The sequence below is a fragment of the Bradyrhizobium sp. CFUWI genome, assembly GCF_056429085.1.
In genome coordinates, this window is record NZ_JBWJZE010000024.1 from 36076 (window position 1) to 59973 (window position 23898).

The following is a 23898-nucleotide window of genomic DNA, read 5'->3' on the forward strand; positions in this document are numbered from 1 at the left end:
CCGCCGGCTTAGCGGCGGAACAAGGGGTTACTGATGCGCGCGTCCTATCTCTTCACCAGCGAGTCCGTGTCCGAGGGTCATCCGGACAAGGTCTGCGACCGCATTTCCGACGAGATCGTCGATCTGTTCTACCGCGAAGGGCCGAAGGCCGGCATCGACCCCTGGCAGATCCGCGCCGCCTGCGAGACGCTCGCCACCACCAACAAGGTGGTGATTGCCGGCGAGACCCGCGGTCCGAAGTCGGTGACCAACGAGCAGATCGAGGGCGTCGTCCGCGGCGCGATCAAGGACATCGGCTACGAGCAGGAAGGCTTCCACTGGAAGACCTGCGACATCGAGATCCTCCTGCATCCGCAGTCGGCCGACATCGCCCAGGGCGTCGATGCGCTGCAGCCGGGCGAGGTCAAGGAAGAGGGCGCGGGCGACCAGGGCATCATGTTCGGTTACGCCACCAACGAGACGCCCGATCTGATGCCGGCGCCGATCTTCTACGCCCACAAGATCCTCCGCCTGATCTCCGAAGCCCGCCACTCCGGCAAGGAGAAGGTGCTCGGACCGGACTCCAAGAGCCAGGTCACCGTGCAATACGAGAACGGCAAGCCGGTCGCCGTGCGCGAGATCGTGGTCTCGCACCAGCATCTGGTTCCGGACCTCACCTCGAACCAGGTCCGCGAGATCGTCGAGCCCTATGTGCGCGAGGCGCTGCCGAAGGACTGGATCACCCCGAAGACGATCTGGCACATCAACCCGACCGGCAAGTTCTACATCGGCGGCCCCGATGGTGATTCCGGCCTGACCGGCCGCAAGATCATCGTCGACACCTATGGCGGTGCGGCCCCGCATGGCGGCGGTGCGTTCTCGGGCAAGGATCCGACCAAGGTCGACCGCTCGGCGGCTTATGCTGCGCGCTACGTCGCCAAGAACATCGTCGCCGCCGGGCTTGCCGACCGCTGCACGCTCCAGCTCGCCTACGCCATCGGCGTGGCGCGTCCGCTGTCGATCTACATCGACACCCATGGCACCGGCAAGGTGCCGGAGGAACAGCTCGAGAAGGCCGCGGCGCAGGCGATGGATCTGACGCCCCGCGGCATCCGCACCCATCTCGACCTCAACCGCCCGATCTACGCGCGCACCTCGGCCTACGGCCATTTCGGCCGCACGCCGGACAACGAGGGCGGCTTCTCCTGGGAGAAGACCGACCTCGTCGAGCAGCTCAAGCGCGCGCTCTGACGCTCTTGCCTCGCCCCGCCTGCGGGGAGAGCATGGGCCGCCTTCGGCGGCCGTCACTTAAGAGACGCCGAAGCAAGGCTTCGGCTATGCGCGAAGCGGCGGGTGAGGGGGACTCTCCGCGAGCTCAGTGCTCGGATAGAGCCCCTCACCCCGGCCCTCTCCCCGTAAGAACGGGGAGAGGGAGAATGGTGCCACAAAGCGTTCAGCTTGCCTTGCTACTGACACGCCAGCCTCACTGATTAGGAAACACACATGAACGCGAAGCCCGGCTTCACCGATTACATCGTCAAGGACATTTCGCTCGCCGATTTCGGCCGCAAGGAGCTCTCGCTGGCCGAGACCGAGATGCCCGGCCTGATGGCCACCCGCGAGGAGTACGGCCCGAAGCAGCCGCTGAAGGGCGCGCGGATCGCCGGCTCGCTGCACATGACGATCCAGACCGGCGTGCTGATCGAGACGTTGGCCGCGCTCGGCGCCGACATCCGCTGGGTCTCCTGCAACATCTATTCGACGCAGGACCACGCTGCCGCCGCGATCGCGGCCGCCGGCATTCCCGTCTTTGCCGTCAAGGGCGAGACGCTGACCGAGTACTGGGACTACACCGCGAAGCTGTTCGACTGGCACGGCGGCGGTCACCCGAACATGATCCTCGACGACGGCGGTGACGCCACCATGTACGTCCATCTCGGTCTGCGCGCCGAGAACGGCGACGCCGCCTTCCTCGACAAGCCCGGCTCCGAGGAAGAGGAAGTCTTCTTCGCGCTGTTGAAGAAGCAGCTCAAGGAGAAGCCGAAGGGCTACTTCGCCGCCATCGCCAAGAGCATCAAGGGCGTGTCCGAGGAGACCACCACGGGCGTGCATCGTCTCTATGACATGCAGAAGGCAGGCACGCTGCTGTGGCCGGCCATCAACGTCAACGACAGCGTCACCAAGTCGAAGTTCGACAACCTCTATGGCTGCCGGGAATCGCTGGTCGACGGCATCCGCCGCGGCACCGACGTGATGCTGTCGGGCAAGGTCGCGATGGTCGCCGGCTTCGGCGACGTCGGCAAGGGCTCGGCCGCCTCGCTGCGCCAGGCCGGCTGCCGCGTCATGGTGTCGGAAGTCGACCCGATCTGCGCGCTGCAGGCCGCGATGGAAGGCTACGAGGTCGTGACCATGGAAGACGCCGCGCCCCGCGCCGACATCTTCGTCACCGCCACCGGCAACAAGGACATCATCACCATCGAGCACATGCGCGCGATGAAGGATCGCGCCATCGTCTGCAACATCGGTCACTTCGACAACGAGATCCAGATCGCGGCTCTCCGTAACCTGAAGTGGACCAACATCAAGCCGCAGGTCGACGAGATCGAATTCCCCGACAAGCACCGCATCATCATGCTGTCGGAGGGCCGCCTCGTGAACCTCGGCAACGCGATGGGCCATCCTTCCTTCGTGATGTCGGCATCCTTCACCAACCAGACGCTGGCGCAGATCGAGCTGTTCGCCAACAACAAGGACGGCAAGTACGAGAAGAAGGTCTACGTGCTGCCGAAGACGCTCGACGAGAAGGTCGCCCGCCTGCACCTCGCCAAGATCGGCGTCAAGCTCACCGAGCTGCGCAAGGACCAGGCCGACTACATCGGCGTGAAGCAGGAAGGTCCGTACAAGTCGGATCATTACCGCTACTGAGCCGTACGCAGTTGCGACACAAAGGCCCCGGAGCGATCTGGGGCCTTTTTTTGTCGGGTCTGCCTGTGGTACGCTTTCAGGTAGAGCCGAAACAAGCCTGCCACTTTCCAGAGCCGGCGGCCGATTTCCTACGTTCATTGTCGGAAATGCATATGGAGGGAATGCGATGTCCAGCGAAGCCAATGTTCAGCTATTGAAGGAAGCCTATCGCCAGTGGAGCGACAGCAAGGGCCAAGACGTCGACTACTGGTTTGACAATGTCATCGGCCCGCAGATCAAGTTCGATTCGATTCCGCAGGGGGATGCGGCGGTGCCTTTTGCCACGCGTTATGACGACCGCAATTCACTGCGAGGCTATTTCGAGGGTCTGCTGGCTAACTGGAGCATGCAGTACTACACGATGAACGAATTCGTCGCGCAGGGCGACACCGTCGTCGCGCGCGGGGAGTGCGCATGGACCAACAAGAAGACCAACAAGGTCGCGAAGACGCCGAAGATCGACTACTGGCGCTTTGAGGACGGCAAGGCGGTTGAATTCCACGAATATTTCGACACCGCCAAGGTCTACAGCGCGACCGTCCCGTGATGGTTGCAATTCGGCGCGGCCCTGCCATGCTGCGGCGAGGGAGAGCGCCATGACGGAAGCGAAAGAACATTTCGACGTCCTCATCGTCGGTGCCGGACTATCGGGCATCGGCGCGGGCTATCATTTGCAGACCAGGTGTCCGACCAAGAGCTACGTCATCCTGGAGGGGCGCGATTGCATCGGCGGCACCTGGGACCTGTTCCGCTATCCCGGCATCCGCTCCGACAGCGACATGTTCACGCTCGGCTATTCGTTCAAGCCGTGGACCGACCCGAAGGCGATCGCCGACGGGCCGCAAATCCTGAACTATGTGCGCGAAACAGCCAGCGAGAACGGCATCGACAAACACATCCGCTTCCGCCATCGCGTCAAGCGCGCCTCTTGGTCGACGAGCGAGGCACGCTGGACCGTCGAGGCCGAGCGCATCACGGGGGAGGGCGCGAGCGAGCTGGTTCGCTTTAGCTGCAATTTCCTCTTCATGTGCTCGGGCTATTACAAATACGAGGCGGGCTACACGCCGGAGTTCAAGGGCGCTGCGGATTTCGCCGGCCGCATCGTGCATCCGCAGAAATGGACCGAGGACATCGACTATGCGGGAAAACGCATCGTCGTGATCGGCTCGGGCGCGACCGCGGTCACGCTGGTGCCGGAGCTCGCCAAGAAGGCGGCGCAGGTCACCATGCTGCAGCGCTCGCCGACCTATGTGGTATCGCGGCCGGCGCAGGATCCCCTCGCCAACAAGTTGCGCCGCAATCTGCCGGCGCAGCTGGCCTATCATATGATCCGCTGGCGCAACGTGATGTGGGGGATGTTCTTCTTCCAGCTCAGCCGGCGCAAGCCTGCCAAGGTCAAGGACCTCATTCTCAAGGGCGTGCGAATGGCGCTCGGCCCCGACTACGACGTCGCAACCCACTTCACCCCGCGCTACAATCCCTGGGACCAGCGGCTGTGCCTGGTGCCGGACGGAGACCTCTTCAAGGCGATCCGCGAGCAGCGCGCCAGCGTCGTTACCAACGAGATCGACACCTTCACGCATGACGGCATCCGCCTGAAGGACGGAAGCGAGCTTGCGGCCGACATCATCGTGACGGCGACCGGATTGGTGCTCCAGGTCGTCGGCGGCCTCGAGGTCAGTGTCGACGGCCGCAGTGTCGATTTCGCCAATACGCTGACCTACAAGGGCATGATGTATGCCGACGTGCCCAATATGGCCTCGGCTTTCGGTTACACCAACGCGTCCTGGACGCTGAAATGCGATCTCACCTGCGAATATGTCTGCCGTCTCATCAACTACATGGACCGGCACAATTTCCGTCAATGCGTGCCGCACAACGACGATTCGACGATCACAGCGCAGCCGTCGCTGGATTTCACATCGGGCTATGTGCAGCGCTCGGTGGCCAAGATGCCGAAGCAGGGCTCGAAGCGGCCGTGGCGGCTGCACCAGAACTACGCGCTCGACATCGTCTCCCTGCGCTTTGGCCGGATCGATGACGGTGTGATGCGCTATTCCTGACGCGCCTCCGCAATGCGGTTTCGGCCGGCTCACGACGTCCTGCTCCGAGTCTGCGTCTGCCCTGTCGACCTCCTACGCGCAATGACGGGCGGATCATCCTGTCCGGGCGGCGCGGCGGCGTCGGAATTCCTGCACCGGCAGGCCGCCCCAGCCCCAATTGGCGGTGTCGACTTCCTCGATCACGACGAAGGTGGACTCGAGCGGCTTGCCGAGCACGTCGAGCAGGAGCTGGCTCGAACCCTTGATCAGTGCGGCCTTCTCCTCCGCCGTGAGCGACGCCGCTCCCGGCGTCGTTCCCTCGCGGGTCACTTGAATGGTGACGATCGGCATCGTGCTTCTCCTCGTCTCAATGGCCGGCGCTCTGCCCGCCGTCCACATGCAGGATCTCGCCGGTCACGAAGGGGGCCCCCTCGAGATAGAGCACCGCATCGACGATGTCGGACATCTCGCCCATGCGACCGACCGGGTGCAGCGCAGCGAGTTGCGCATGCGTCGCGATCGGGTGCATCGGCGACTTGATGACGCCGGGCGACACCGCGTTCACACGGATGCCGCGCTTGGCGTATTCGATCGCGAGCGACCTGGTCGCGGCGTTGAGGCCGCCCTTGCTGAGCGAGGCCAGCACCGATGGAACGTTTGAATTGGCCTGATCGACCAGCGTGGTCGTGATCTGGACGACATGGCCGGACCCCTGCTTCTCCATCTCGGCGATGGCGAGCTGGGTGATGTTGAAGAATCCCGCGACGTTGGTGCCCATCACCGCCGCATAGTCTTCGGCCGTGTACTGGGTGAACGGCTTTGCGACGAAGATGCCGGCATTGTTGACCAGCGTGTCGACACGGCCGAAGCGGGCGACGGCCTGGGAGACCACGCGCTCGGCAGTGGCCCGGTCGGCGATGTCGCCGGGAACGGAGAGGATGTCATCGTCGCCCGACGGCCTGATGGAGCGGGCTGTGGCGACGACGCGATAATTGCGATCGCGAAAACCCTTTACCAGGGCGGCGCCGATGCCCTGTGATGCACCGGTGACGATGGCGACCTTCTGCTCGATACCCATGATGGGCTCCTGTTGTTGGCTTTGAGACCTGCGCCAGCAGCGGCTGGCTTGCGTGCTGAGGTACGCCGCGGCGGGCCGGTCGCGAAGATCCGCTGTCCGGCAGACACTCTTTCGCCGCGCGAACGAATGCGGGGTCGGCGCCCCGGCGGTAGTTGTCGAGGTTGCGGCGAACGCCTAGCCTGCGAGCGGAAGCTCAGAGGGCGATGGGAAGGGAATGGATCGTCTGGATGCGATGAAAGTGTTCGTCCTGGCGGTGGACGAGGGCAGCTTGGCTGCCGCCGGGCGCAAGCTCGGCCGCTCGCCGGCAGCGGTGAGCCGGGCCATCGCGTTTCTGGAAGAACGCGTCGGCGCCGAACTGCTGCACCGGACGACACGCGCGATCAAGCTGAGCGAGGAGGGAGAACGCTATGCCGCGATCTGCCGCCGTGTGCTCGCCGAGCTCCAGGAAGCCGACGACATCGCGGCTGGACCGCGCATGGCGCCGCGCGGCCTGCTCACGATCACGGCTCCCGTGGTCTCCGGAGAGATGGTCTTGCGGCCGATCCTCGATGCGTTCCTCGATGCTTATCCGACCGTGTCGGCCAAGCTGCTGTTGTTCGATCGCGCGGTCAACCTGATCGAGGAGGGCATCGATATCGCGCTTCGCATCGGTCCCCTCGCGGACTCAGCGATGATCGCGATGCGGGTCGGCGAGATCAGTCGCGTCGTCGTGGCAGCGCCACGCTATCTCAAGCAGCATCCACGCATTACCGAGCCCGGCGATCTCGCCAGGCATCAGATCGTGGCGATGGCGCACCTTCCCAATTCCTGGACCTTTGCGCCGCAGGCCGGCGCGTCAGTGCCGCGCACGGTTCAGTTCACGCCTCGGCTTGTCGTCAACAGCACCTATGCGGCGGTGGCCTCCGCGGTCGCCGGGCGCGGCGTCGCGCGGATGTATTCCTATCAGGTGGCCGAGCAGGTCGCCCGCGGCGAGCTCGAGATTGTACTAGCCAGCGAGGAGGACCCGGAGATGCCCGCGCATTTGATCTGCCCGCAGGGCCGGCTCTCGGTGCCGAAGGTGCGGGCCTTCACCGACTTCGCGGTGCCCCGGCTGAAGAAGCAGTTTGCGCTGCTGAAGAAGAGCATCAAGGCGCGTTGAGCTGCTTCGCGCCCCCGCAATGCGTTGTTTTGCGTATACGGCGGCCCGGCTGAATCGGCGAGGGTTCCAAAACGGTTAACGTCGATTTAACGGATGAGTCCTAGCCTGTCTCGGCCGGGGTTACTCGCAAGGCCGAGGTGAGCCCAATGGAAGCCCAGAGAATCGCCGTCGATGCCGTCGTCGCGCTGACCGATTGCGACCGCGACGCTGTCATCGCCTTCATCCGCCGTCTCTATCTGGCCGGCGTCACCGATCCCAAGCGCCTGACCTTCAAGGGTCTCCAGGCGCTGTCCAGGGCATGATTTGGCGCGATTGACCGCCGCCAGGTCCCCTCGTCTGCTCTCTCCAGTGTGAACGCAACCCAGCGGTGAGTATCTTGTCGCGCCCGTTCGCCCGGAGTAGATGACGTCCCCGGCTGGGTTCACTGGGGAACGGGGAGATGTTGAAACAGCTTTTTGCGCCGCAACTTGTCATTCTTTATGTGCTGGCGGCCTCGACGATTTACGTTCACTTCCGCGGCAAACAGCGGCTGCGCTTTGCGCGCCAGCTCGGCGATCACTCGACCTATCTGGCACCTTACAATGTGCTGATGTATGCGGGTTCGGCAGTGCCGAACAGGCCGGTGATCTCGGTCGAGCAATTTCCGGAGCTGAGGCCGCTGAGCGAGAACTGGGAGACCATCCGCGACGAGGCCGTGCGCCTGTTCGACGAAGGTTTTATCCGCGCGGCGGCGAAGAATAACGATTGGGGATTCTACTCGTTCTTCAAGAGCGGCTGGAAACGGTTTTACCTGAAATGGTATGACGACTTCCTGCCCTCGGCGAATACGTTGTGCCCGAAGACGGTTGAGCTGCTCAAGTCGATCCCGAGCGTGCACGGCGCGATGTTCGCGATGTTGCCGCCGGGCGGCAAGCTGGGCGCGCACCGAGATCCCTTCGCGGGCTCGCTGCGCTATCACCTCGGCCTGGTCACGCCGAACTCGAACAAGTGCCGGATCCTGGTCGATGGCGTCGAATGCGTCTGGCGCGACGGCGAGGCCTTCATGTTCGACGAGACCTTCATCCACAGCGCCGAGAACGCGACCGACGTCAACCGCATCATCCTGTTCTGCGACGTCGAGCGCCCGATGAAGTTCGGCTTCATGACCGCAATCAACCGCTGGGTCAGCCATCACATCGTCAAGGCGTCGGCGACCCAGAACGTCGACGGGGAGAATGTCGGCGTGCTCAACAAGGTATTCGGCAAGCTCTACGAGGTCCATCTCGCCAGCCGCAAGGTCAAGGAGTGGAACCGCAACGTCTACTACACGCTGAAATACTCTCTGACGGCGCTGGTTCTTGGTCTCATCGTGTATTCGGCACTGAATTGAAGCGACGCGTGGGGCGGATCGGCGAAGCTTGGTTCGCCCTTGCGTCATGCCGGTATGCTGCTTTCGTCCCGCCCTGCCACGATCGGCCGATCCCGGTCGGCATCGGCTAGCGATGGTGCTTGTGCCCTGTGGAGCTATCGGGACGCTGGTAGCCCCGTAACTCTGCATACCGCTGCATCTGGCTCTGATTGAGCAAGGCAGCGGTCGATAGATGATATTTGAGATGGCTCTCGCGGAGCTGCCCCTGCGTTTCGGCAATGGCCCCGATGCTCGTCTTGAGCGTTTCCGAGGTGACCGCACGGGAAGAGAAAAGGTCTTCCAGCGCTCGCTCTTGTTCGACGAGCTTGTGACCCAGCGGAACGGTTTCCTGTTTCATGGCATCGAACAGTCGCCGGACCTCGACGCGTTGATCGGCTGTCAAGTCGAGGCTATCGCCGAGTTCGAGTACGTGGCTGGGACCGGGATAGCCATTGAGCTCCGCAGCAAGAGCCAGGCCCATACCGCGTCCGGCGCGAAGATCGTCGATCTGCTGCTGTGACAGCGCCTTGATGGGGCGCCCTTCGAGGCCGGCATAGGGGCGGCTGGACTGGGCGCCGGCGGCGCTGCTGGTGAGGAGAAGAGAGGCGGCAAGCAGAAGCAGGCGGTTCATGAATCTGGCTCCATCAAATCGAGCCAGCCGATGCCGAAGCATCGGACCCGGCTGCGACGCTACCTTTATCGTGATCGAGGTGATCTCGGGTTTCAAATCTTGCTGGATAGTCCGCCCCATGGCAACAAACGTTGCCGCGATTGAGTTGCCGAATGTGGAGCTGGCGATGGCCTCCTTGCCGACCGCGAATGCCGAGATCATGCAGTTCTTCCGCGATTGGCTGGAAACCTTCGCGGGCCATGTCCGGGACGTCGACTACGCCTCGGCGCGGCCGCTCTTCCATCCGGAGGTGCTGGCCTTCGGTACCCATAACGATGTCATCCCCGGGCTCGATCAGTGGGTCTCGACGCAATGGGACAATGTCTGGCCGAAAACGACCGACTTTCGTTTCGTGCTCGATCAGACCTCAATCCTGGCATCGTCCGACGGCACGATGGCAACGGTGATCGCACCGTGGACGAGCACGGGGTATCATCAAGATGGCAGCCCATTTGCGCGGCCCGGCCGAGCGACGATGGTGTTTTCAAGACATGGCGACGGCTGGCTGTGTGTGCATTCGCACATGTCGCTCAATCGCGGTGTGCCGCAGACAAGCCACGCCAATCGGCCGGTGAAGGCCTGGTAGCCCGTCGGGGGATTTGCGAAGCGCAATCCACCCATCTTGCCGCAACAAAGACGGTGGTGATTACGCTTTCGCTAGTCCCCCTACAATGCCAGCCTATTCCGGCTGGCCGATGCTTACCTTCAGCGTGCCGACACCGTCGACGCCGCATTCGAGCTTGTCGCCGGGTTGGAGCTGGGACACGCCGGCCGGGGTGCCGGTCATGATGATGTCGCCGGCGGCGAGCTTGACCTGCTGCGAGAGCTGCCAGATGATCTCGGGCACGTTCCAGATCAGCTCGGTGAGGTCGCCCTTCTGGGCTTCCTTGCCGTTGACCGTGAGCCAGATCTTGCCTTTGGCGGGATGGCCGATCTTCGAGGCCGGCTGAATCGCGGAGCAGGGCGCCGAATAGTCGAACGACTTGCCGATCTCCCAGGGACGCTCCTTCTTGCGCGAGGCGAGCTGGAGGTCGCGGCGGGTGAGGTCGATGCCGACGGCGTAGCCGTAGACGTGATCGAGTGCCTTGTCGGCCGGGATATTGAGGCCGCCGCTCTTCATCGCCACGATCAGCTCGACCTCGTGATGCAGGTCCTTGGTCAGCGGCGGATAGGGAATCGTGGCGCCGTCGGGCACCAGCATGTCGGCGTGCTTGGCGAAGAAGAACGGCGGGGCGCGCTCGTCATTGCCCATCTCGCGGATGTGCTCGAGATAGTTGCGGCCGACGCACCAGATGCGGCGAACCGGATATCGGCCGCTTTCCCCGACGACGGGAAGCGAAGCCTGGGGCGGAAGCGGGATGACGTAGGAGGCGGCGTTCATGAAAGCGGTCTCGCTGCTCTTGAGGTGGAACGAACTCTATGCGGTTGCGCTGATCGGCGCCAGGGCGGCGTCGTGGTGGTGTTGCAGGCGGAAGAACGAGGCGTAGCGGCCGCCGCGGCGGAGCAACTCATCATGCCGGCCCTGCTCGACGATCTCGCCACCCTCGACCACCAGGATGCTATCTGCGTGCATGATGGTATGCAGACGGTGGGCGATCACGATGGTGGTGCGGTTTTGGCAGAGATGCTCAATCGCCTCCTGCACCTGCCGCTCGGACTCCGAATCGAGCGCCGCCGTGGCCTCGTCCAAGAGGATGACCGGCGCGTTCTTGATCAGCGCGCGCGCCACCGCAATGCGCTGGCGCTGGCCGCCGGACAGCTGCGTGCCGTGCTCGCCGACCGGGGTGTCGTAGCCGAGCGGGAAGCCCATGATGAAATCATGCGCGCAGGCCGCCTTCGCCGCCTCGATGATCTCGTCCTCGCTCGCGCCCGGTTTGCCGAAGGCGATGTTGTTCCGGATGGTGTCGCGGAACAGATAGACGTCCTGTCCGACATAGGCGGTCTGCGAGCGCAGCGATCTGCGCGAGACCGCGCCGATCGACTGGCCGTCGATCACGATGTCGCCCTGCGTCACCTCATGGAAGCGCAGCAGCAGCGCCAGCACGGTCGATTTGCCGCCGCCGGAGGGGCCGACCAGCGCGGTGACCTTGCCGGGTTCGGCGACGAAGCTCATACGGTTGAGCACGGTCTCGCCGGTGCGGTAGGCGAAGCTGACGTCACGCAGCTCGATCCGCGCGTCGGTGAGCTTCAACGCCGGCTTGTCGTCGTCGGAGCGCTCGCTGGCAGGGCTGTCGACGACTTCGAGCAGCATGCGGGCGCCGACCAGCTGGCTGTTCAGATCGATGTTGAGCCGCGCCAGCCGCTTGGCCGGCTCGGTCGCCATCAGGAACGCTGTCATGAAGGAGAAGAACGCGCCGGGCGTGGCGTTGAGCGCGACCACGCTGTAGCCGCCGTACATCAGGCAGCCGGCGACCGCGAAGCCGCCGAGCATCTCCATCAGCGGGTTGGAGCGGTTGGCGACGCGCGCCATCTTGTTGGCGTTGCGCTCGACGATCGCGATGTTCTCGTCGATGCGCTTCTGCATGGTCTCTTCCAGCGTGAACGCCTTGACCGTGCGGATGCCCTGCAGCGATTCCTGCATCGTCTCCATGATGTCGGCGGTGCCGGTGAACTGGTTGTAGGCGAGGCCTTTGATGCGCTTCACCAGCTTGCGCAGGACCAGCATCGCCGGCGGCACCACGACGAGGCCGATGAACGACATCAGCGGATCTTGCCACACCATCACGCCGATCATGGCGAGCAGCATCAACAGGTCGCGGCCGATGGCGTTGACCAGCATGTTGAGCACGTCGGTGATCGACTTGGCGCCGGCCGTCAGCCGCGCCAGGAATTCGGAGGAATGGCGCTCGGAGAAGAAGCCGACGCCCTCGCGCATCAGTTTTGCGAAGAGTTGGCGCTGGTTGGTGGCAAGGATCGCGTTCGAGATCTTGGTCAGGATCACCATGTGGCCGTAGGTCGCCACGCCCTTGATGAAGAGCAGGATCACCGTGAGCCCCGAGAACATCGCGATGCCGGGGATGTTCTTGTCGACATAGGCCTGGTTGATGACCTGGCCGAGCACGTAGGTCGCGCACGCAGTCGCGCCCGCGGCCACCGCCATCAGCGCGAAAGCAGCGAGGTAGCGCCGCCAGTAGACGATCCCCTGTTCCGTGACCAGGCGGCGCACCAGGGCCATTGCCGCATAGGGATCGTCGGTGATTTTCTTTGGAAACTGGGCCATCCGGTGTCCATTGACGGCGCAGGACAAAGCCTGCCCGCGCGTCAGGGATCGATGGGCCTCTGTGCCCGCTCAAGCGGGGTTTTTCAAGCCCAATTAAGGGCTTGCGCTTGGGACGATTCTAGGCCGAGGCGGCGCGGCGAAGCTCGCCATGGCGCTCGCGGAACAGCTTGTCCTCCCATGCCAGAGCGTGGGCCGCGATGGTCTCGAGGTCCTCGTATTGCGGCTTCCAGTCCAACAGTCCGCGGATGCGGCTGGTGTCGGCGACCATGGTCATGATGTCGCCCGGCCGGCGCGGCGCGTATTGCACGGCAAAGCTGCGGCCCGACACGCGCCGCACGGCGTCGATGGTCTCCAGCACCGAATAGCCGCGGCCGTAGCCGCAATTCAGCGTCGTCGAGGCACCGCCATTGCGCAGATATGCGAGGGCCGAACGATGCGCTTGCGAGAGGTCGGTGACGTGGATGAAGTCGCGAATGCAGCTGCCGTCGGGGGTCGGATAGTCGGTGCCGAACACGTCGATCTTGGCGCGCTGGCCGGTCGCGGCTTCCACCGCGATCTTGAGCAGATGCGTGGCGCCGACGGTGGCGAGGCCGATGCGGGCGTGCGGATCGGCACCGGCGACGTTGAAATAGCGCAGCGTCACGTATTGCATGCCGTAGGCGGCGGCGACGTCGTGCAGCATGATCTCGGTCATCAGCTTCGACGAGCCATAGGGCGACAGCGGCCGCGTCGGCGCGTGCTCGGGCACCGGGACCTGGTCCGGATTGCCATAGACGGCGGCGGTCGAGGAGAAGATGAAGCGATTGATGCCGCGCTTGACCGCTACGTTGAGCAGGTTGCGCGCGGTCATGAAATTGTTGCGGTAGTAGCCGAGCGGATCGCGCATCGAGTCCGGGACGACGACGGAGCCGGCGAAATGGATGATGCTCTCGATGTCGTGCTGGGCGATCACGCCCTCGAGCAGGTTCTCGTCGCCGGCATCGCCGATGAACAGCGGCACGCCCTCAGGCAGATAGGCGGAGAAACCGGTGGAGAGATCGTCGATCACCACGACGTCCTCGCCGGCTTCCGCCAGCGCGAGCACCGTGTGACTTCCGATATAGCCGGCGCCGCCGGTGACTAGCACAGTCATGATCTCGCCCGTCTTCGATCAACGCTGCAAGCTAACGTCTGCGTGGTGAAGAGGGGGTATCGGCGCGGCCGAACTGGTCACTATGCTTAATGTTGCGTATAGGGGGCCGGTCAAATGGAGCGTGACGTGGCCGATTCCCCCGGCGATCTCGAAGTGATCGTGCCAAATCTGCACAGGCGCTATTCCGGGGTCACCGCGACCAACCGGATGGTGGCGCCGCGGCTGGCGAAGCTGTATCGCGCCGCCTGGTTCGGCTCCGACGCTCCGGCGGGGATTGCGCGCCTGGGCGTTGCCGGTTTTCTCAAGCTGTGGCGCCGCAACGCGCCGCTGATCTGGCATGCGCGGCGCAACAACGAGATGATCGCCGGCGTCGTGCTGCGCGCGCTCGGCTGGCCCTTGAGGCTCGTGTTCACCTCGGCGGCGCAGCGGCATCATAGCTGGATCACGCGCTGGCTGATCCGGCGCATGGACGCGATCATCGCGACGAGTGACATCTCGGCCTCGTTCCTGAAGGTGAAGGCGACGGTGATCCCGCACGGCGTCGACACCGACGTTTACGCGCCGCCGACCGATCGCGCTGCGGCTTTCGCCGAAAGCGGTCTGCCGGGCCGCTACGCCATCGGCTGCTTCGGTCGCGTGCGTGCGCAGAAGGGCACCGACGTCTTCGTCGATGCGATGTGCCGCCTGTTGCCGCGCTATCCGGATTTCACCGCCGTCATCGTCGGTCAGGTCACGGCCGAGCAGACGCCCTTTGCCAACGATCTGAACAAGCGGATCGAGGCCGCCGGCCTGCAATCGCGCATCATCGTCACCGGCGAGCTGCCGATCGAAGCAGTGCAGCGCTGGTACCAGCGGCTGACGATCTACGCCTTCACCTCACGCAACGAAGGGTTTGGCCTGACGCTGATCGAGGCGATGGCGGCAGGCAGCGCACTGGTCGCCGCCCGCGCCGGCGCGGCCGAGCTCGTGGTGGAGGATGGCGTCACCGGCGTGCTGGTCCCGCCGGGAGATGCCGACGCGCTCACTGCAGCGCTGGAGCCGCTGATGCGCGATGTGGCCGCTGGGGCAGCGATGGGCGAGCGGGGGCGGGCTCGGGTGCTCGCAAAGTTCAGTCTCGATGCCGAAGCGGCGCGGATCGGCGAGGTCTATCGGCCGCTGCTCTGACGTGCCGCTCTTGAGCCCACAAACCAATACCGCGAAAACAACCCCATGCACAGTAGACGAGGCCAGCGAAATCAACGACTTGGCGCCTGCGGCAGCTTTGCGGATTTCGCGAAGCGGGTTTGACACGTCGGGCAAAACACCGGCACGATGTCATCATCGGCACAGGCTTGCCAAGCTCACGTCGTCGCCTTCGCCCCAGCCTCGCTCAATACCCGCTGCGCAATCGCCGCCACCTCGCTGGCCGCGATATTCCGCATACATCTGTGATCATTCATCTTGCAGATCGTGCTTTGGCAGGGCTGGCAGGACAGCACTTCCTTGTCCTGCACCACGGTTGCGGCGAGGCCGTTGAGGGGGGCCCAGAGATAGGGGCTGGTCGGGCCGAAGATGCCCATGGTAGGCGTGCCCAGGGCGGCCGCGATGTGCATCAGGCCGGAATCGTTGGAGACGGCGACGCCGGCGGCCGCCATGGCCAGCACGCCGTTGCGCAAATCGTTGCCGGTGAGGTCCCGCACGCCAGAGCCGCCCGCCGCGACGATCTCCTGGGCGAGGCCCTTTTCCGCGGGGCCGCCGACCACCCAGACTTCCAGCCCGCGCTCGGCCAGCAGGCGGGCGGCCTCGGGATAGTACGTCCAGCGCTTTGAGACGCCCACGGAGCCGGGAGCGAGCGCTACCGCAGCTCCGGCGCCGAGGCCGTTGGCCTGCCGCCAGCGGACGATGTCCTCGGCCGGGACCCGCAATTGCGGCACCGGCCATTCCGGGGGCAGGGGGGCCCCGTCGGGCTGGGCCAGGGCAGCGTTCTTGTCGATGAAGCGGGGCAGCTTCCTCTCGCCCCAGCGCCAGCGGTTGATCAGGCCGAACCGGAACTCGCCGACGAAGCCGATCCGCTCAGGAATACCGGCCAGGGCAGGCGCGATGGCGGCCTTCCAGGTGCGCGGCAGCACCAGGGCGGTGCCATAGTTCCGCTCACGCAGCAGCTTCGCCAAGGCCAGTTGACGGCCCACGGCAAGCCGGCCTCGAGGCAGGTCCCAGACGATCCCCTCGCGCACGCCGGGCATGTAATCGACCAGGGGAGCGCAGAGCGGGGTGGTGAGGAGATCGACCGGCCGGTTTGGCCAGCGTTCCTTCAGGACCCGTACGACGGTGTGATTCCGGACGAAATCGCCGATCCACATGTAGGGAATGATCAGAATCGGACGGGTATCGCTCCGGTCTGGATCTCCACTAAGTTGTGAATTTTGGTTCATTCGTTGAAGGAGCCGCAATGATTTTGGCGGTTCGGTAGCCGCTCCCGGCCGGCAGGTAAAGCCGGCAAACCGCTCAATCTCAAAACCGCTTACAGTTTAGCGGCTCATGCGCTACGGCAGGACCGGACCGCAAAAAATCGGGCAGGGATTTCGGAATGTTGCTGGTGACCGGCGGGGCCGGTTTTATCGGGTCGAATGTCGTGGCCGCGCTCAATGACGCGGGCCGCAGCGACGTCGTGGTTTGCGATCTGCTCGGCACCGACGGCAAGTGGCGGAACCTGGCCAAGCGTCAGCTTGTGGATATCGTTCCGCCGGCCGAGCTGATGGACTGGCTGAAAGGCCGCAAGCTCGATGCCGTGATCCATCTCGGGGCGATTTCCGCGACCACCGCGACCGACGGCGACCTCGTGTTCGAGACCAATTTCCGTCTGTCGATGCGCCTTCTCGACTGGTGCACGGCAAGCGCGGTGCCCTTCATCTACGCCTCCTCGGCGGCGACTTATGGCGACGGCGAAAGAGGTTTCGACGACGACGCCTCGATCCCCGCATTGAAGAGACTTCGGCCGATGAATCTCTACGGCTGGAGCAAGCACATGTTCGATCTTGCGGTCGCCGGGCGCGTGGCAAATGGCGATCCGCTCCCGCCGCAATGTGTCGGCCTGAAATTCTTCAACGTGTTCGGCCCCAACGAATACCACAAGGGCTCGATGATGAGCGTGCTGACGCGCCGCTTCGACGACGTCAAGGCCGGCCGCGTCGTGCAATTGTTCAAATCGCATCGCGAGGGCATCGCCGACGGCGATCAGCGCCGCGATTTCATCTATGTCGACGACGTCGTGCGTGTCGTCATGTGGCTCTTGGCGACGCCGTCAGTGTCCGGACTGTTCAACGTCGGAACCGGCAAGGCGCGCAGCTTCAGGGACCTGATGCTGGCTGCCTATGCGGCGCTCGGCACCAGGCCCAACATCGAATATATCGACATGCCCGAGCAGATCCGCTCGGCCTATCAGTATTTCACCCAGAGCGAGGTCGATCGGCTCCACCGCGCCGGCTATAACGGCGGCTTCACGACGCTCGAGGACGCGGTGAAGGCCTATGTCGGGGATTACCTCGACCGGCCCGACCGCTTCCGCTGAGGCTCTTTGACCATGCCGACGCCCATTCTCGATTTCGACGCTCTCGCGCAAGCCATCTCAGGCCGCACGGTGCTGTGCATCGGCGATATCATGCTGGACGAGTTCGTCTATGGCGAGGTGTCGCGGATTTCGCCGGAGGCGCCGACCCCTGTCATCACGGCCCAGCGCAGCGAGATCCATATCGGCGGCGCCGGCAACGTCGCGCGCAACGTCGCCTCGCTCGGCGCGCGCTGCATCTTCGTCGGCCTCGTCGGCGAGGACGATGCCGGTGCACGGCTGAAGACGGCGCTGGACGAGCTCGCTGCAATCGAAAGCGTGCTGGTGTGCGATCCCTCGCGCCCGACCACGCGAAAAGTCCGCTTCGTCTCTGAACATTTTTCCACGCACATGCTGCGCGCGGATTGGGAGCAGGCGGAACCCGTATCCGATGGGGTTGAGACCAAGCTGATCGAGGCGATCCTGCCGCAAATCGCGCGCGCCGACCTCGTGCTGCTTTCGGACTACGCCAAGGGCGTGCTGACGGCGCGCGTCATCCGCCACACCATCGACGCTGCGCGAAAGCTCGGCAAGCCCGTGATCGTCGATCCCAAGAGCCTGAACTGGGCGATCTATCGCGGCGCCACGCTGCTCACGCCCAACCGCAAGGAATTTTCGGAAGCGACGCGCAGCCGCGCCGACACGCCGCAGAGCATCGTCGATGCCAGCGAGGACGTGATGCGTCTCGCCGATTGCGAGGCGATTCTGGTCACCCAGGGCGAGCACGGCATGACGCTGGTGCCGCGCGGCGGCGAGGCCGTTCACGTTCCGGCGTTCCCGGTGAAAGTGCGCGACGTCTCCGGTGCCGGTGACACCGTCGCTGCCGCGCTCGCGGTGTCGCTTGCGGCCGGCGCGGACTGGGACACGGCATTGCGCATGGCCAACGCCGCGGCCGCCGTCGCCGTCGGCAAGCAGGGCACCGCCAGCGTAAGCGCGGCCGAGCTGCGCCGGAAGGTCCTGCCGCATGCCAGTCTCGCGGCCGAGGAGAAGATCGTGCTCGATCCGGCCGCGCTCGACGCCCAGCTCGCCGAATGGAGGAGCCAGGGCCAGCGCGTCGGCTTCACCAACGGCTGTTTCGACATCCTGCATCCCGGCCACGTCAAGGTGCTGACTGCGGCGCGCGCCGCCTGCGACCGCCTGATCGTGGGTCTCAACAGCGACGCCTCGGTGCGGCGGCTCAAGGGTGCGGAGCGGCCGGTCCAGGACGAGCGCGCGCGAGCCGAGGTGCTCGCTGCGCTGGAAGCCGTCGATCTCATCGTCATCTTCGAGGAAGACACGCCGATCGACCTGATCAGGCGGATCAAGCCCGGCGTGCTGGTGAAGGGCGGCGACTACACCCGCGAGCAGGTGGTGGGCCACGAGGTCGTCGAGCAAGCGGGCGGGGTGGTCGTGCTGGTCGACATCCTCCAGGGCTTCAGCACGACGGCGCTGGTGCATCGCGCCCGGGGAGGGGGCAAGTGACGGTGCTCGCACGCGAAACGACCGGCGAAATGTTGCTTCGCCATCTGCGCAGCCCGGCCGCCTGGCGCGAGACCGTCGATATCTTCGCGGTCCTGACCGCGGCCTCGCTGCCCTGGTCGACCTCGCTTGCGGGGATATTCAACGCGCTGATGCTGCTCTGCATGGTGCCGTTCCTCGACGTCCGCGCGTTCCTGCAATCCTTGAAGCGTCCGATCTGTGCGGCCCCGATCGCACTGGTGCTGCTGGCGCTGGTGGGAACACTCTGGTCGGACGCGACCTGGGGCGCGCGCTTCTATGCGGTCAATCCGACCGTGAAGCTGCTCATGCTGCCGCTTCTGCTCTATCATTTCGAGCGATCGCCGCGCGGGCACTGGATCTTCATCGCCTTTCTGGTGTCCTGCGCCTTGTTGTCGGTGATGTCCTGGCTGGTCGCCTTCTACCCGAACCTCGCGCTCAAGACCGATCCGCCCGAGCGGGGCGTCTTCGTCAAGAACTACATCGACCAGAGCCAGGAATTCGCGCTCTGCGCGGTCGCGCTGGCCTATCCAATCGTGACGTTGCTGCGGGAGAAACGCTACTGGCTCGCCGGACTGCTGACGGCGCTGGCGCTGAGCTTCTTCGTCAATATGACCTTCGTGGTGGTGTCGCGTACCGCGCTCGTCACCATTCCGATCATGCTCGGCGTGTTCGCGCTGCTCCACCTCAAATGGCGCAGCATCGCGATCATCTCCGCCGCCCTGCTCGCCGGCGCCGTTCTGGCCTGGCAGGCCTCCCCGCAATTGCGCCATACTGCCGAGCGGTTTACTGGCGACTACGCCGGTTATGTGGAAAGGGGCGAGGCGACCTCCATAGGCCTGCGGCTCGAATTCTGGCGGAAGTCGCTGAGCTTCTTGGCGGAGGCGCCGATCATGGGACACGGCACCGGCTCGACGCGCGGATTGTTCGAACGCGCCGCGGCGCCCGCCGGTCAGAACCGGGCGTCGGCCGAGGTGATCGGCAATCCCCATAACCAGACACTCAACGTTGCCGTGCAATGGGGCGCGATCGGCATCCTCATTCTCTACGCGATCTGGATCCTGCATCTGCTGTTGTTTCGCGGCGAGGGGCTCGCCAACTGGATCGGGCTCCTGGTGGTGGTGCAGAACGTCTTCACCTCGCTGTTCAACTCCCATCTGTTCGACTTCCATGAGGGCTGGATGTACGTCATCGGCGTCGGCGTGGCCGGCGGCATGGTGATCCGGGCGCAACGGGGCCGGACGAAGATGGGGGAAGCCGGTTCCTGAGCGGCCGCGCGGCTGGCAAGTCTGGTCCAGATGGGCTATCAGCGCGGACAGGTTGCATCTAACTGGATTTTCATCGGTCGGCGGATGACGCGTCTCTCGCATCTCACCTCGCGCAATTTCCTGATCGCGCTCCACGATTTGTTGGCGACGACGGCGGCGCTTTTTGCCGCCTTTTACGTGCGATTCGAGGGCGGCGACGACTTCTTCGACCGTCTGCCGCTGCTGTTCCAGATCCTGCCCTATTTTCTGGGCTTCAGCGTGGTCGTGTTCTTCGTCTTGAACCTGACCACGACGAAATGGCGCTTCATCTCGCTGCCTGACGCGCTGAACATCATTCGCGCGGCGACCGTGCTGACGGTTGCGCTGCTCGTGCTCGACTACATCTTCGTTGCCCCCAACGTTCGCGGCGCCTTCTTCCTCGGCAAGGTGACGATCGTTCTCTACTGGTTCCTGGAGATCGCCTTCCTCAGCGCGCTGCGCATGACCTATCGCTATTTCCGTTATACGCGGGTGCGGCGTCATGCGCGGACCGGGGAGGCGGCACCGACGCTGCTGATCGGCCGCGCCGCGGACGCGGAGGTGCTTCTGCGCGGCATCGAGAGCGGGGCAATCAAGCGCATCTGGCCGGTCGGCGTCTTATCGCCGTCGTTTGCGGACCGGGGCCAGTTCATCCGTAACCTGCCGGTGCTGGGCGGCATCGACGATGTCGAGGACGTCATTGCGGACTTCGCCAAACGCAACAAGCCGATCGCCCGCCTCGTGATGACGCCGTCGGCGTTCGAGCCGGGGGCGCATCCGGAATCGGTCCTGATGCGTGCACGCAAGTTGGGTGTGATCGTCAACCGGATGCCCTCGCTCGAGAGTGGCGATACGCCGCGGCTCACCGCCGTCGCGGTCGAAGATCTCCTGCTGCGGCCGAGCGAGGCGATCGACTATGAGCGCCTGGAGGCCCTGATCAGCGGCAAGGCGGTGATCGTCACCGGCGGCGGCGGCTCGATCGGTTCCGAGATCTGCGAGCGCGTCGTCGCCTTCGGCGCCGCGCGGCTCCTGATCGTCGAAAACTCCGAGCCGGCGCTCTACGCGATCACCGAACGGCTCGCCGCGCGGGGTGCGGCAGCCGAGATCGAAGGGCGGATCGCCGACATTCGCGATCGCGAGCGCATCATGCGCCTGATGGCCGAGTTCAAGCCGGATATCGTCTTCCATGCCGCCGCGCTCAAGCATGTGCCGATCCTCGAGCGCGACTGGAGCGAGGGCGTCAAGACCAATATCTTCGGCTCGATCAATGTCGCCGATGCCGCGCACAGCGCCGGCGCCGAAGCCATGGTGATGATCTCGACCGACAAGGCGATCGAGCCGGTGTCGATGCTCGGTCTGACCAAGCGTTTCGCCGAGATGTACTGCCAGGCGCTCGATCGCGATCTCGCTGCAGCCAGCGGCGGTGGCAGGCCGAAGATGCGATTGATCTCGGTCCGGTTCGGCAACGTGCTGGCGTCGAACGGCTCGGTGGTGCCGAAGTTCAAGGCCCAGATCGAGGCCGGCGGCCCCGTGACGGTGACGCATCCCGACATGGTCCGCTACTTCATGACCATCCGCGAGGCCTGCGATCTCGTCATCACCGCGGCCACGCACGCGCTCGGCGCGCAGCGTCCCGACGTCTCGGTCTACGTGCTCAATATGGGCCAGCCGGTGAAGATCGTCGATCTCGCCGAGCGCATGATCCGTCTCTCCGGACTGCAGCCCGGCTACGACATCGAGATCGTGTTCACGGGCATGCGGCCGGGCGAGCGCCTGTACGAGATCCTGTTCGCTTCCGAGGAGCCGACCCGCGAGATCGGCATTGCCGGCATCATGGCCGCGCAGCCGAACGAGCCGCCGATGCAGACGCTGCGCAAATGGATCAGCGCGCTGGAGCAGGCCGTCGCGCGCGAGGACCGCGCCACCATCAGGACCATCCTGAAGGATGCGGTGCCCGAATTCGGGTCGACGGCGGCCTGACCATGCCGGTCGATGAGTTGCGCGCTGTTCTGTCGGAGCAACGATGAGCGAGACAATGCCGGTCGTGCTGGTGACGGGAGCGAGTGGCTTCGTCGGTCGTCACGTCGTGCGCGCATTGACACGCGAGGGCTGGTCGGTCCGCCGCGCGGTGCGCAGCTCGCAAGGGGCGGACGACGAGGTCGTGATCGACTCGATCGGCGCCGAAACCAATTGGCAGGCGGGGCTTGAAGGCGCCGACGCCGTCATCCATCTCGCCGCACGCGTGCATTACAAGAACGACGAGCACGCGGCCGAACTCTACCGCAAGGTCAATGTCGAGGGCACGCTGCGCCTGGCACGCTGCGCAGCGACGGCCGGCGTGCGTCATTTCATCTTCATCAGCACCGTGCTGGTGCATGGCCGCAGCAATGACGGCCGCGCGCCGTTCAGCGAAAGCGATTTGCCGACGCCGCGTGGCCTCTACGGCACATCCAAGGCCGCGGCCGAGGCGGGCTTGAGCACGCTGGCCCGCGACGTCGACATGAAGATCTCGGTGATCAGGCCGCCGCTGATCTACGGCGCGCACGCCAAGGGCAATTTCCCGCTGCTGGCGCGCGCCGTCAGGCTGGGGCTGCCGCTGCCGTTTGCGGCGATCCGCAATCGCCGCAACTTTCTTGCCGTGCAGAACCTGTCGTCATTCATCCTGCATCGGCTGCGCCATCCTGACGCGGTGAGCAATTTCGAGATCTTCCTGCTGGCCGACCGGGAGCGGGTCTCGACGCCTGAATTCATCGCGTGCCTGGCGCGCGCCTCCGGCACGACTGCCCGGCTGTTCAGCGTCCCGCCGAACCTGCTCGGCATGGTCCTCCGCTTGATGGGGCGTCAGGAGATGCAGGCCGGGCTGATCGGCTCGCTCGAGCTCGACATCTCGAAAGCGATCGCCACCGGATGGCAGCCGCAGGTCTCCCTCGACGAGGGGGTGCGGCTGGCGCTGTCGGATCAGGACGCCTGAGTGCGGGAAAAGCGTCGCAGCACGAAACCGACGGCGACCGCGCCTGCGACCAAGGACGCAACAATGATCGTCGTCGAGCCGGCGCGAACGGTGACGATGGCAAGCAACGCCAGTACGAGATTGAGCGCGAATACCTCGCCGATCACCCGCGGGACCGTGAACCCGTTGTCGGTTGCGCGTTGATAGAAGTGGGTGCGGTGCGCCGACCAGAACGGCTCGCGCCTGACGATGCGCCGAAGCAGCGTGATGGTGGAATCCGCAAGGTAATAGGCCGGCAGCAGCAGCGCCGCGGCGGGTTGGCCGTGCCAGGCGAGCTCCAGCAGGCACCAGCCTAGCAACAGGCCGATCGGCAGGCTGCCGACATCGCCGAGAAAGACTTTTGCAGCCGGTCGGTTGAACGGCGCAAAGCCGAGCATGGCCCCGCACAGTGCGGTGGCGAGCAGTCCGGCGGACGGCGACAGGTCACCAAACCATCCGAGCAGCCCGAGCGCGGCGGTGACCGGCACGACTTCCGCCACGGTCATCAGGTCGAGGCCGTCCATGAAGTTGACGAGGTTCACGAACCAGATTCCGGCGAGCAGAATGAGGCCGCGCTCCAGCGCGAACGGCAGCGCCGGCACGATGCGCGCGCTCTCCGGCGCCGTGAAGACGACGGCGGCCACGGCTGCCGCCTGCAACACGAGGCGGAGGAGGACGGGAAGGGGCCGGATGTCGTCGACGAGCCCGACCACGGCGATGAGGACGGCCGAGCCGATCAGGGCCAGCGGAATTGCGCCGTAAGTCCAGGCCGCAGCCACCAGCAGGGTCGCCGCGATCACCGCGATGCCCGCGCCCTGCGGCGTCGGAATCTTGTGGGACGAGCGTGCGTTGGGACGCGCCAGCGCGTAACGCTGCAGCAGCGGCATGCTCTGCCAGGTGATGCAGGCGCAGATCAGAGCGGCGAGCGCGGCCGGCGCAAGCGCGAACAGCATG

Annotated in this window: 22 protein-coding genes; 14 read left to right on the top strand and 8 right to left on the bottom strand. The window is 64.9% G+C overall.

Annotated features, from left to right (window positions below):
- Window positions 1-33 precede the first annotated feature (33 nt).
- The 4 genes from metK to AC066S_RS33290 all read left to right on the top strand — a co-directional run bounded on the left by metK (window position 34) and on the right by AC066S_RS33290 (window position 5006).
- Window positions 34-1230 (top strand): methionine adenosyltransferase, encoded by a 1197-nt coding sequence (gene metK / locus AC066S_RS33275; protein ID WP_028137567.1) that lies wholly within the window; start codon window positions 34-36, stop codon window positions 1228-1230.
- A 252-nt stretch (window positions 1231-1482) separates the two neighbouring features.
- Window positions 1483-2904 carry an adenosylhomocysteinase gene (gene ahcY / locus AC066S_RS33280; RefSeq protein WP_126255762.1) on the top strand — a complete coding sequence of 474 codons (1422 nt, stop codon included), beginning with the start codon at window positions 1483-1485 and terminating at the stop codon, window positions 2902-2904.
- A 166-nt stretch (window positions 2905-3070) separates the two neighbouring features.
- Window positions 3071-3490: a nuclear transport factor 2 family protein gene (locus tag AC066S_RS33285; RefSeq protein WP_478271621.1), complete on the top strand. Its 420-nt coding sequence runs from the start codon at window positions 3071-3073 to the stop codon at window positions 3488-3490.
- A 49-nt stretch (window positions 3491-3539) separates the two neighbouring features.
- Window positions 3540-5006 (top strand): flavin-containing monooxygenase, encoded by a 1467-nt coding sequence (locus AC066S_RS33290; protein WP_478271622.1) that lies wholly within the window; start codon window positions 3540-3542, stop codon window positions 5004-5006.
- Between the two features lie 93 nt (window positions 5007-5099).
- Here the strand turns inward: AC066S_RS33290 and AC066S_RS33295 are convergent, their stop codons facing one another.
- Window positions 5100-5336 carry a tautomerase family protein gene (locus AC066S_RS33295; RefSeq protein ID WP_209311883.1) on the bottom strand — a complete coding sequence of 79 codons (237 nt, stop codon included), beginning with the start codon at window positions 5334-5336 and terminating at the stop codon, window positions 5100-5102.
- Between the two features lie 16 nt (window positions 5337-5352).
- The gene (locus tag AC066S_RS33300) at window positions 5353-6063 is read right to left on the bottom strand and encodes an SDR family NAD(P)-dependent oxidoreductase (RefSeq protein WP_478271623.1); all 711 of its coding nucleotides are present in this window, start codon (window positions 6061-6063) and stop codon (window positions 5353-5355) included.
- A gap of 214 nt (window positions 6064-6277) precedes the next feature.
- On the opposite strand from AC066S_RS33300, the gene AC066S_RS33305 reads away from it, so the two are divergent.
- The 3 genes from AC066S_RS33305 to AC066S_RS33315 all read left to right on the top strand — a co-directional run bounded on the left by AC066S_RS33305 (window position 6278) and on the right by AC066S_RS33315 (window position 8570).
- Window positions 6278-7201: a LysR family transcriptional regulator gene (locus tag AC066S_RS33305; protein WP_478271624.1), complete on the top strand. Its 924-nt coding sequence runs from the start codon at window positions 6278-6280 to the stop codon at window positions 7199-7201.
- 146 nt (window positions 7202-7347) lie between these two features.
- Entirely contained in the window at window positions 7348-7503 is a 156-nt protein-coding gene (locus tag AC066S_RS33310; protein ID WP_007612486.1) for a hypothetical protein, read from the top strand.
- A gap of 137 nt (window positions 7504-7640) precedes the next feature.
- Window positions 7641-8570, top strand: a complete 930-nt coding sequence (locus AC066S_RS33315) for an aspartyl/asparaginyl beta-hydroxylase domain-containing protein (RefSeq protein ID WP_478271625.1) — start codon at window positions 7641-7643, stop codon at window positions 8568-8570.
- A 106-nt stretch (window positions 8571-8676) separates the two neighbouring features.
- On the opposite strand, the gene AC066S_RS33320 is transcribed toward AC066S_RS33315, so the two are convergent.
- Window positions 8677-9219 carry a Spy/CpxP family protein refolding chaperone gene (locus AC066S_RS33320; RefSeq protein ID WP_478271626.1) on the bottom strand — a complete coding sequence of 181 codons (543 nt, stop codon included), beginning with the start codon at window positions 9217-9219 and terminating at the stop codon, window positions 8677-8679.
- 166 nt (window positions 9220-9385) lie between these two features.
- Between AC066S_RS33320 and AC066S_RS33325 the strand changes: the two genes are divergently transcribed.
- Entirely contained in the window at window positions 9386-9844 is a 459-nt protein-coding gene (locus AC066S_RS33325) for a YybH family protein (RefSeq protein WP_164718414.1), read from the top strand.
- A 93-nt stretch (window positions 9845-9937) separates the two neighbouring features.
- Here AC066S_RS33325 and AC066S_RS33330 read toward each other — a convergent pair whose 3' ends face one another.
- The 3 genes from AC066S_RS33330 to galE form a co-directional block, all read right to left on the bottom strand.
- Complete coding sequence (locus AC066S_RS33330; protein WP_126255770.1) at window positions 9938-10639, bottom strand: fumarylacetoacetate hydrolase family protein; 702 nt, start codon at window positions 10637-10639, stop codon at window positions 9938-9940.
- 36 nt (window positions 10640-10675) lie between these two features.
- Complete coding sequence (locus AC066S_RS33335) at window positions 10676-12478, bottom strand: ABC transporter ATP-binding protein (protein WP_478271627.1); 1803 nt, start codon at window positions 12476-12478, stop codon at window positions 10676-10678.
- 118 nt (window positions 12479-12596) lie between these two features.
- On the bottom strand, window positions 12597-13610 hold the full coding sequence (galE, locus tag AC066S_RS33340; protein WP_478271628.1) for a UDP-glucose 4-epimerase GalE: 1014 nt from the start codon (window positions 13608-13610) through the stop codon (window positions 12597-12599).
- A gap of 126 nt (window positions 13611-13736) precedes the next feature.
- On the opposite strand from galE, the gene AC066S_RS33345 reads away from it, so the two are divergent.
- Entirely contained in the window at window positions 13737-14774 is a 1038-nt protein-coding gene (locus tag AC066S_RS33345; RefSeq protein ID WP_478271629.1) for a glycosyltransferase family 4 protein, read from the top strand.
- A 176-nt stretch (window positions 14775-14950) separates the two neighbouring features.
- Here AC066S_RS33345 and waaF read toward each other — a convergent pair whose 3' ends face one another.
- Entirely contained in the window at window positions 14951-16021 is a 1071-nt protein-coding gene (waaF, locus tag AC066S_RS33350; RefSeq protein ID WP_478271630.1) for a lipopolysaccharide heptosyltransferase II, read from the bottom strand.
- Between the two features lie 155 nt (window positions 16022-16176).
- Here waaF and rfaD point away from each other — a divergent pair, with 155 nt between their 5' ends.
- From rfaD to AC066S_RS33375, 5 genes are all read left to right on the top strand, one after another.
- Window positions 16177-17157, top strand: coding sequence for an ADP-glyceromanno-heptose 6-epimerase (gene rfaD, locus AC066S_RS33355; protein WP_478271631.1), 981 nt, complete (start codon window positions 16177-16179; stop codon window positions 17155-17157).
- A 12-nt stretch (window positions 17158-17169) separates the two neighbouring features.
- On the top strand, window positions 17170-18654 hold the full coding sequence (gene rfaE1 / locus AC066S_RS33360; protein ID WP_478271632.1) for a D-glycero-beta-D-manno-heptose-7-phosphate kinase: 1485 nt from the start codon (window positions 17170-17172) through the stop codon (window positions 18652-18654).
- Window positions 18651-19937 carry an O-antigen ligase family protein gene (locus AC066S_RS33365; protein ID WP_478271633.1) on the top strand — a complete coding sequence of 429 codons (1287 nt, stop codon included), beginning with the start codon at window positions 18651-18653 and terminating at the stop codon, window positions 19935-19937. Before rfaE1 ends, AC066S_RS33365 begins: the two co-directional genes overlap by 4 nt.
- Before the next feature lie 84 nt (window positions 19938-20021).
- Window positions 20022-21935, top strand: a complete 1914-nt coding sequence (locus tag AC066S_RS33370; RefSeq protein WP_478271634.1) for an SDR family NAD(P)-dependent oxidoreductase — start codon at window positions 20022-20024, stop codon at window positions 21933-21935.
- 43 nt (window positions 21936-21978) lie between these two features.
- Window positions 21979-22926: an NAD-dependent epimerase/dehydratase family protein gene (locus AC066S_RS33375; RefSeq protein WP_478271635.1), complete on the top strand. Its 948-nt coding sequence runs from the start codon at window positions 21979-21981 to the stop codon at window positions 22924-22926.
- On the opposite strand, the gene AC066S_RS33380 is transcribed toward AC066S_RS33375, so the two are convergent.
- Window positions 22914-23897, bottom strand: a complete 984-nt coding sequence (locus tag AC066S_RS33380; RefSeq protein ID WP_478271650.1) for an MraY family glycosyltransferase — start codon at window positions 23895-23897, stop codon at window positions 22914-22916. The genes AC066S_RS33375 and AC066S_RS33380 overlap by 13 nt on opposite strands.
- Between the last annotated feature and the right edge of the window lies 1 nt (window position 23898).

What these genes read in the sequence shown, in the direction of transcription:
- metK (WP_028137567.1), top strand. Translation starts at nt 34, where the DNA reads ATGCGCGCGTCCTATCTCTTCACCAGCGAGTCCGTGTCCGAGGGTCAT.
- ahcY (WP_126255762.1), top strand. Translation starts at nt 1,483, where the DNA reads ATGAACGCGAAGCCCGGCTTCACCGATTACATCGTCAAGGACATTTCG.
- AC066S_RS33285 (WP_478271621.1), top strand. Translation starts at nt 3,071, where the DNA reads ATGTCCAGCGAAGCCAATGTTCAGCTATTGAAGGAAGCCTATCGCCAG.
- AC066S_RS33290 (WP_478271622.1), top strand. Translation starts at nt 3,540, where the DNA reads ATGACGGAAGCGAAAGAACATTTCGACGTCCTCATCGTCGGTGCCGGA.
- AC066S_RS33295 (WP_209311883.1), bottom strand. Translation starts at nt 5,336, where the DNA reads ATGCCGATCGTCACCATTCAAGTGACCCGCGAGGGAACGACGCCGGGA.
- AC066S_RS33300 (WP_478271623.1), bottom strand. Translation starts at nt 6,063, where the DNA reads ATGGGTATCGAGCAGAAGGTCGCCATCGTCACCGGTGCATCACAGGGC.
- AC066S_RS33305 (WP_478271624.1), top strand. Translation starts at nt 6,278, where the DNA reads ATGGATCGTCTGGATGCGATGAAAGTGTTCGTCCTGGCGGTGGACGAG.
- AC066S_RS33310 (WP_007612486.1), top strand. Translation starts at nt 7,348, where the DNA reads ATGGAAGCCCAGAGAATCGCCGTCGATGCCGTCGTCGCGCTGACCGAT.
- AC066S_RS33315 (WP_478271625.1), top strand. Translation starts at nt 7,641, where the DNA reads ATGTTGAAACAGCTTTTTGCGCCGCAACTTGTCATTCTTTATGTGCTG.
- AC066S_RS33320 (WP_478271626.1), bottom strand. Translation starts at nt 9,219, where the DNA reads ATGAACCGCCTGCTTCTGCTTGCCGCCTCTCTTCTCCTCACCAGCAGC.
- AC066S_RS33325 (WP_164718414.1), top strand. Translation starts at nt 9,386, where the DNA reads ATGGCCTCCTTGCCGACCGCGAATGCCGAGATCATGCAGTTCTTCCGC.
- AC066S_RS33330 (WP_126255770.1), bottom strand. Translation starts at nt 10,639, where the DNA reads ATGAACGCCGCCTCCTACGTCATCCCGCTTCCGCCCCAGGCTTCGCTT.
- AC066S_RS33335 (WP_478271627.1), bottom strand. Translation starts at nt 12,478, where the DNA reads ATGGCCCAGTTTCCAAAGAAAATCACCGACGATCCCTATGCGGCAATG.
- galE (WP_478271628.1), bottom strand. Translation starts at nt 13,610, where the DNA reads ATGACTGTGCTAGTCACCGGCGGCGCCGGCTATATCGGAAGTCACACG.
- waaF (WP_478271630.1), bottom strand. Translation starts at nt 16,021, where the DNA reads ATGAACCAAAATTCACAACTTAGTGGAGATCCAGACCGGAGCGATACC.
- rfaD (WP_478271631.1), top strand. Translation starts at nt 16,177, where the DNA reads ATGTTGCTGGTGACCGGCGGGGCCGGTTTTATCGGGTCGAATGTCGTG.
- rfaE1 (WP_478271632.1), top strand. Translation starts at nt 17,170, where the DNA reads ATGCCGACGCCCATTCTCGATTTCGACGCTCTCGCGCAAGCCATCTCA.
- AC066S_RS33370 (WP_478271634.1), top strand. Translation starts at nt 20,022, where the DNA reads ATGACGCGTCTCTCGCATCTCACCTCGCGCAATTTCCTGATCGCGCTC.
- AC066S_RS33375 (WP_478271635.1), top strand. Translation starts at nt 21,979, where the DNA reads ATGAGCGAGACAATGCCGGTCGTGCTGGTGACGGGAGCGAGTGGCTTC.
- AC066S_RS33380 (WP_478271650.1), bottom strand. Translation starts at nt 23,897, where the DNA reads ATGCTGTTCGCGCTTGCGCCGGCCGCGCTCGCCGCTCTGATCTGCGCC.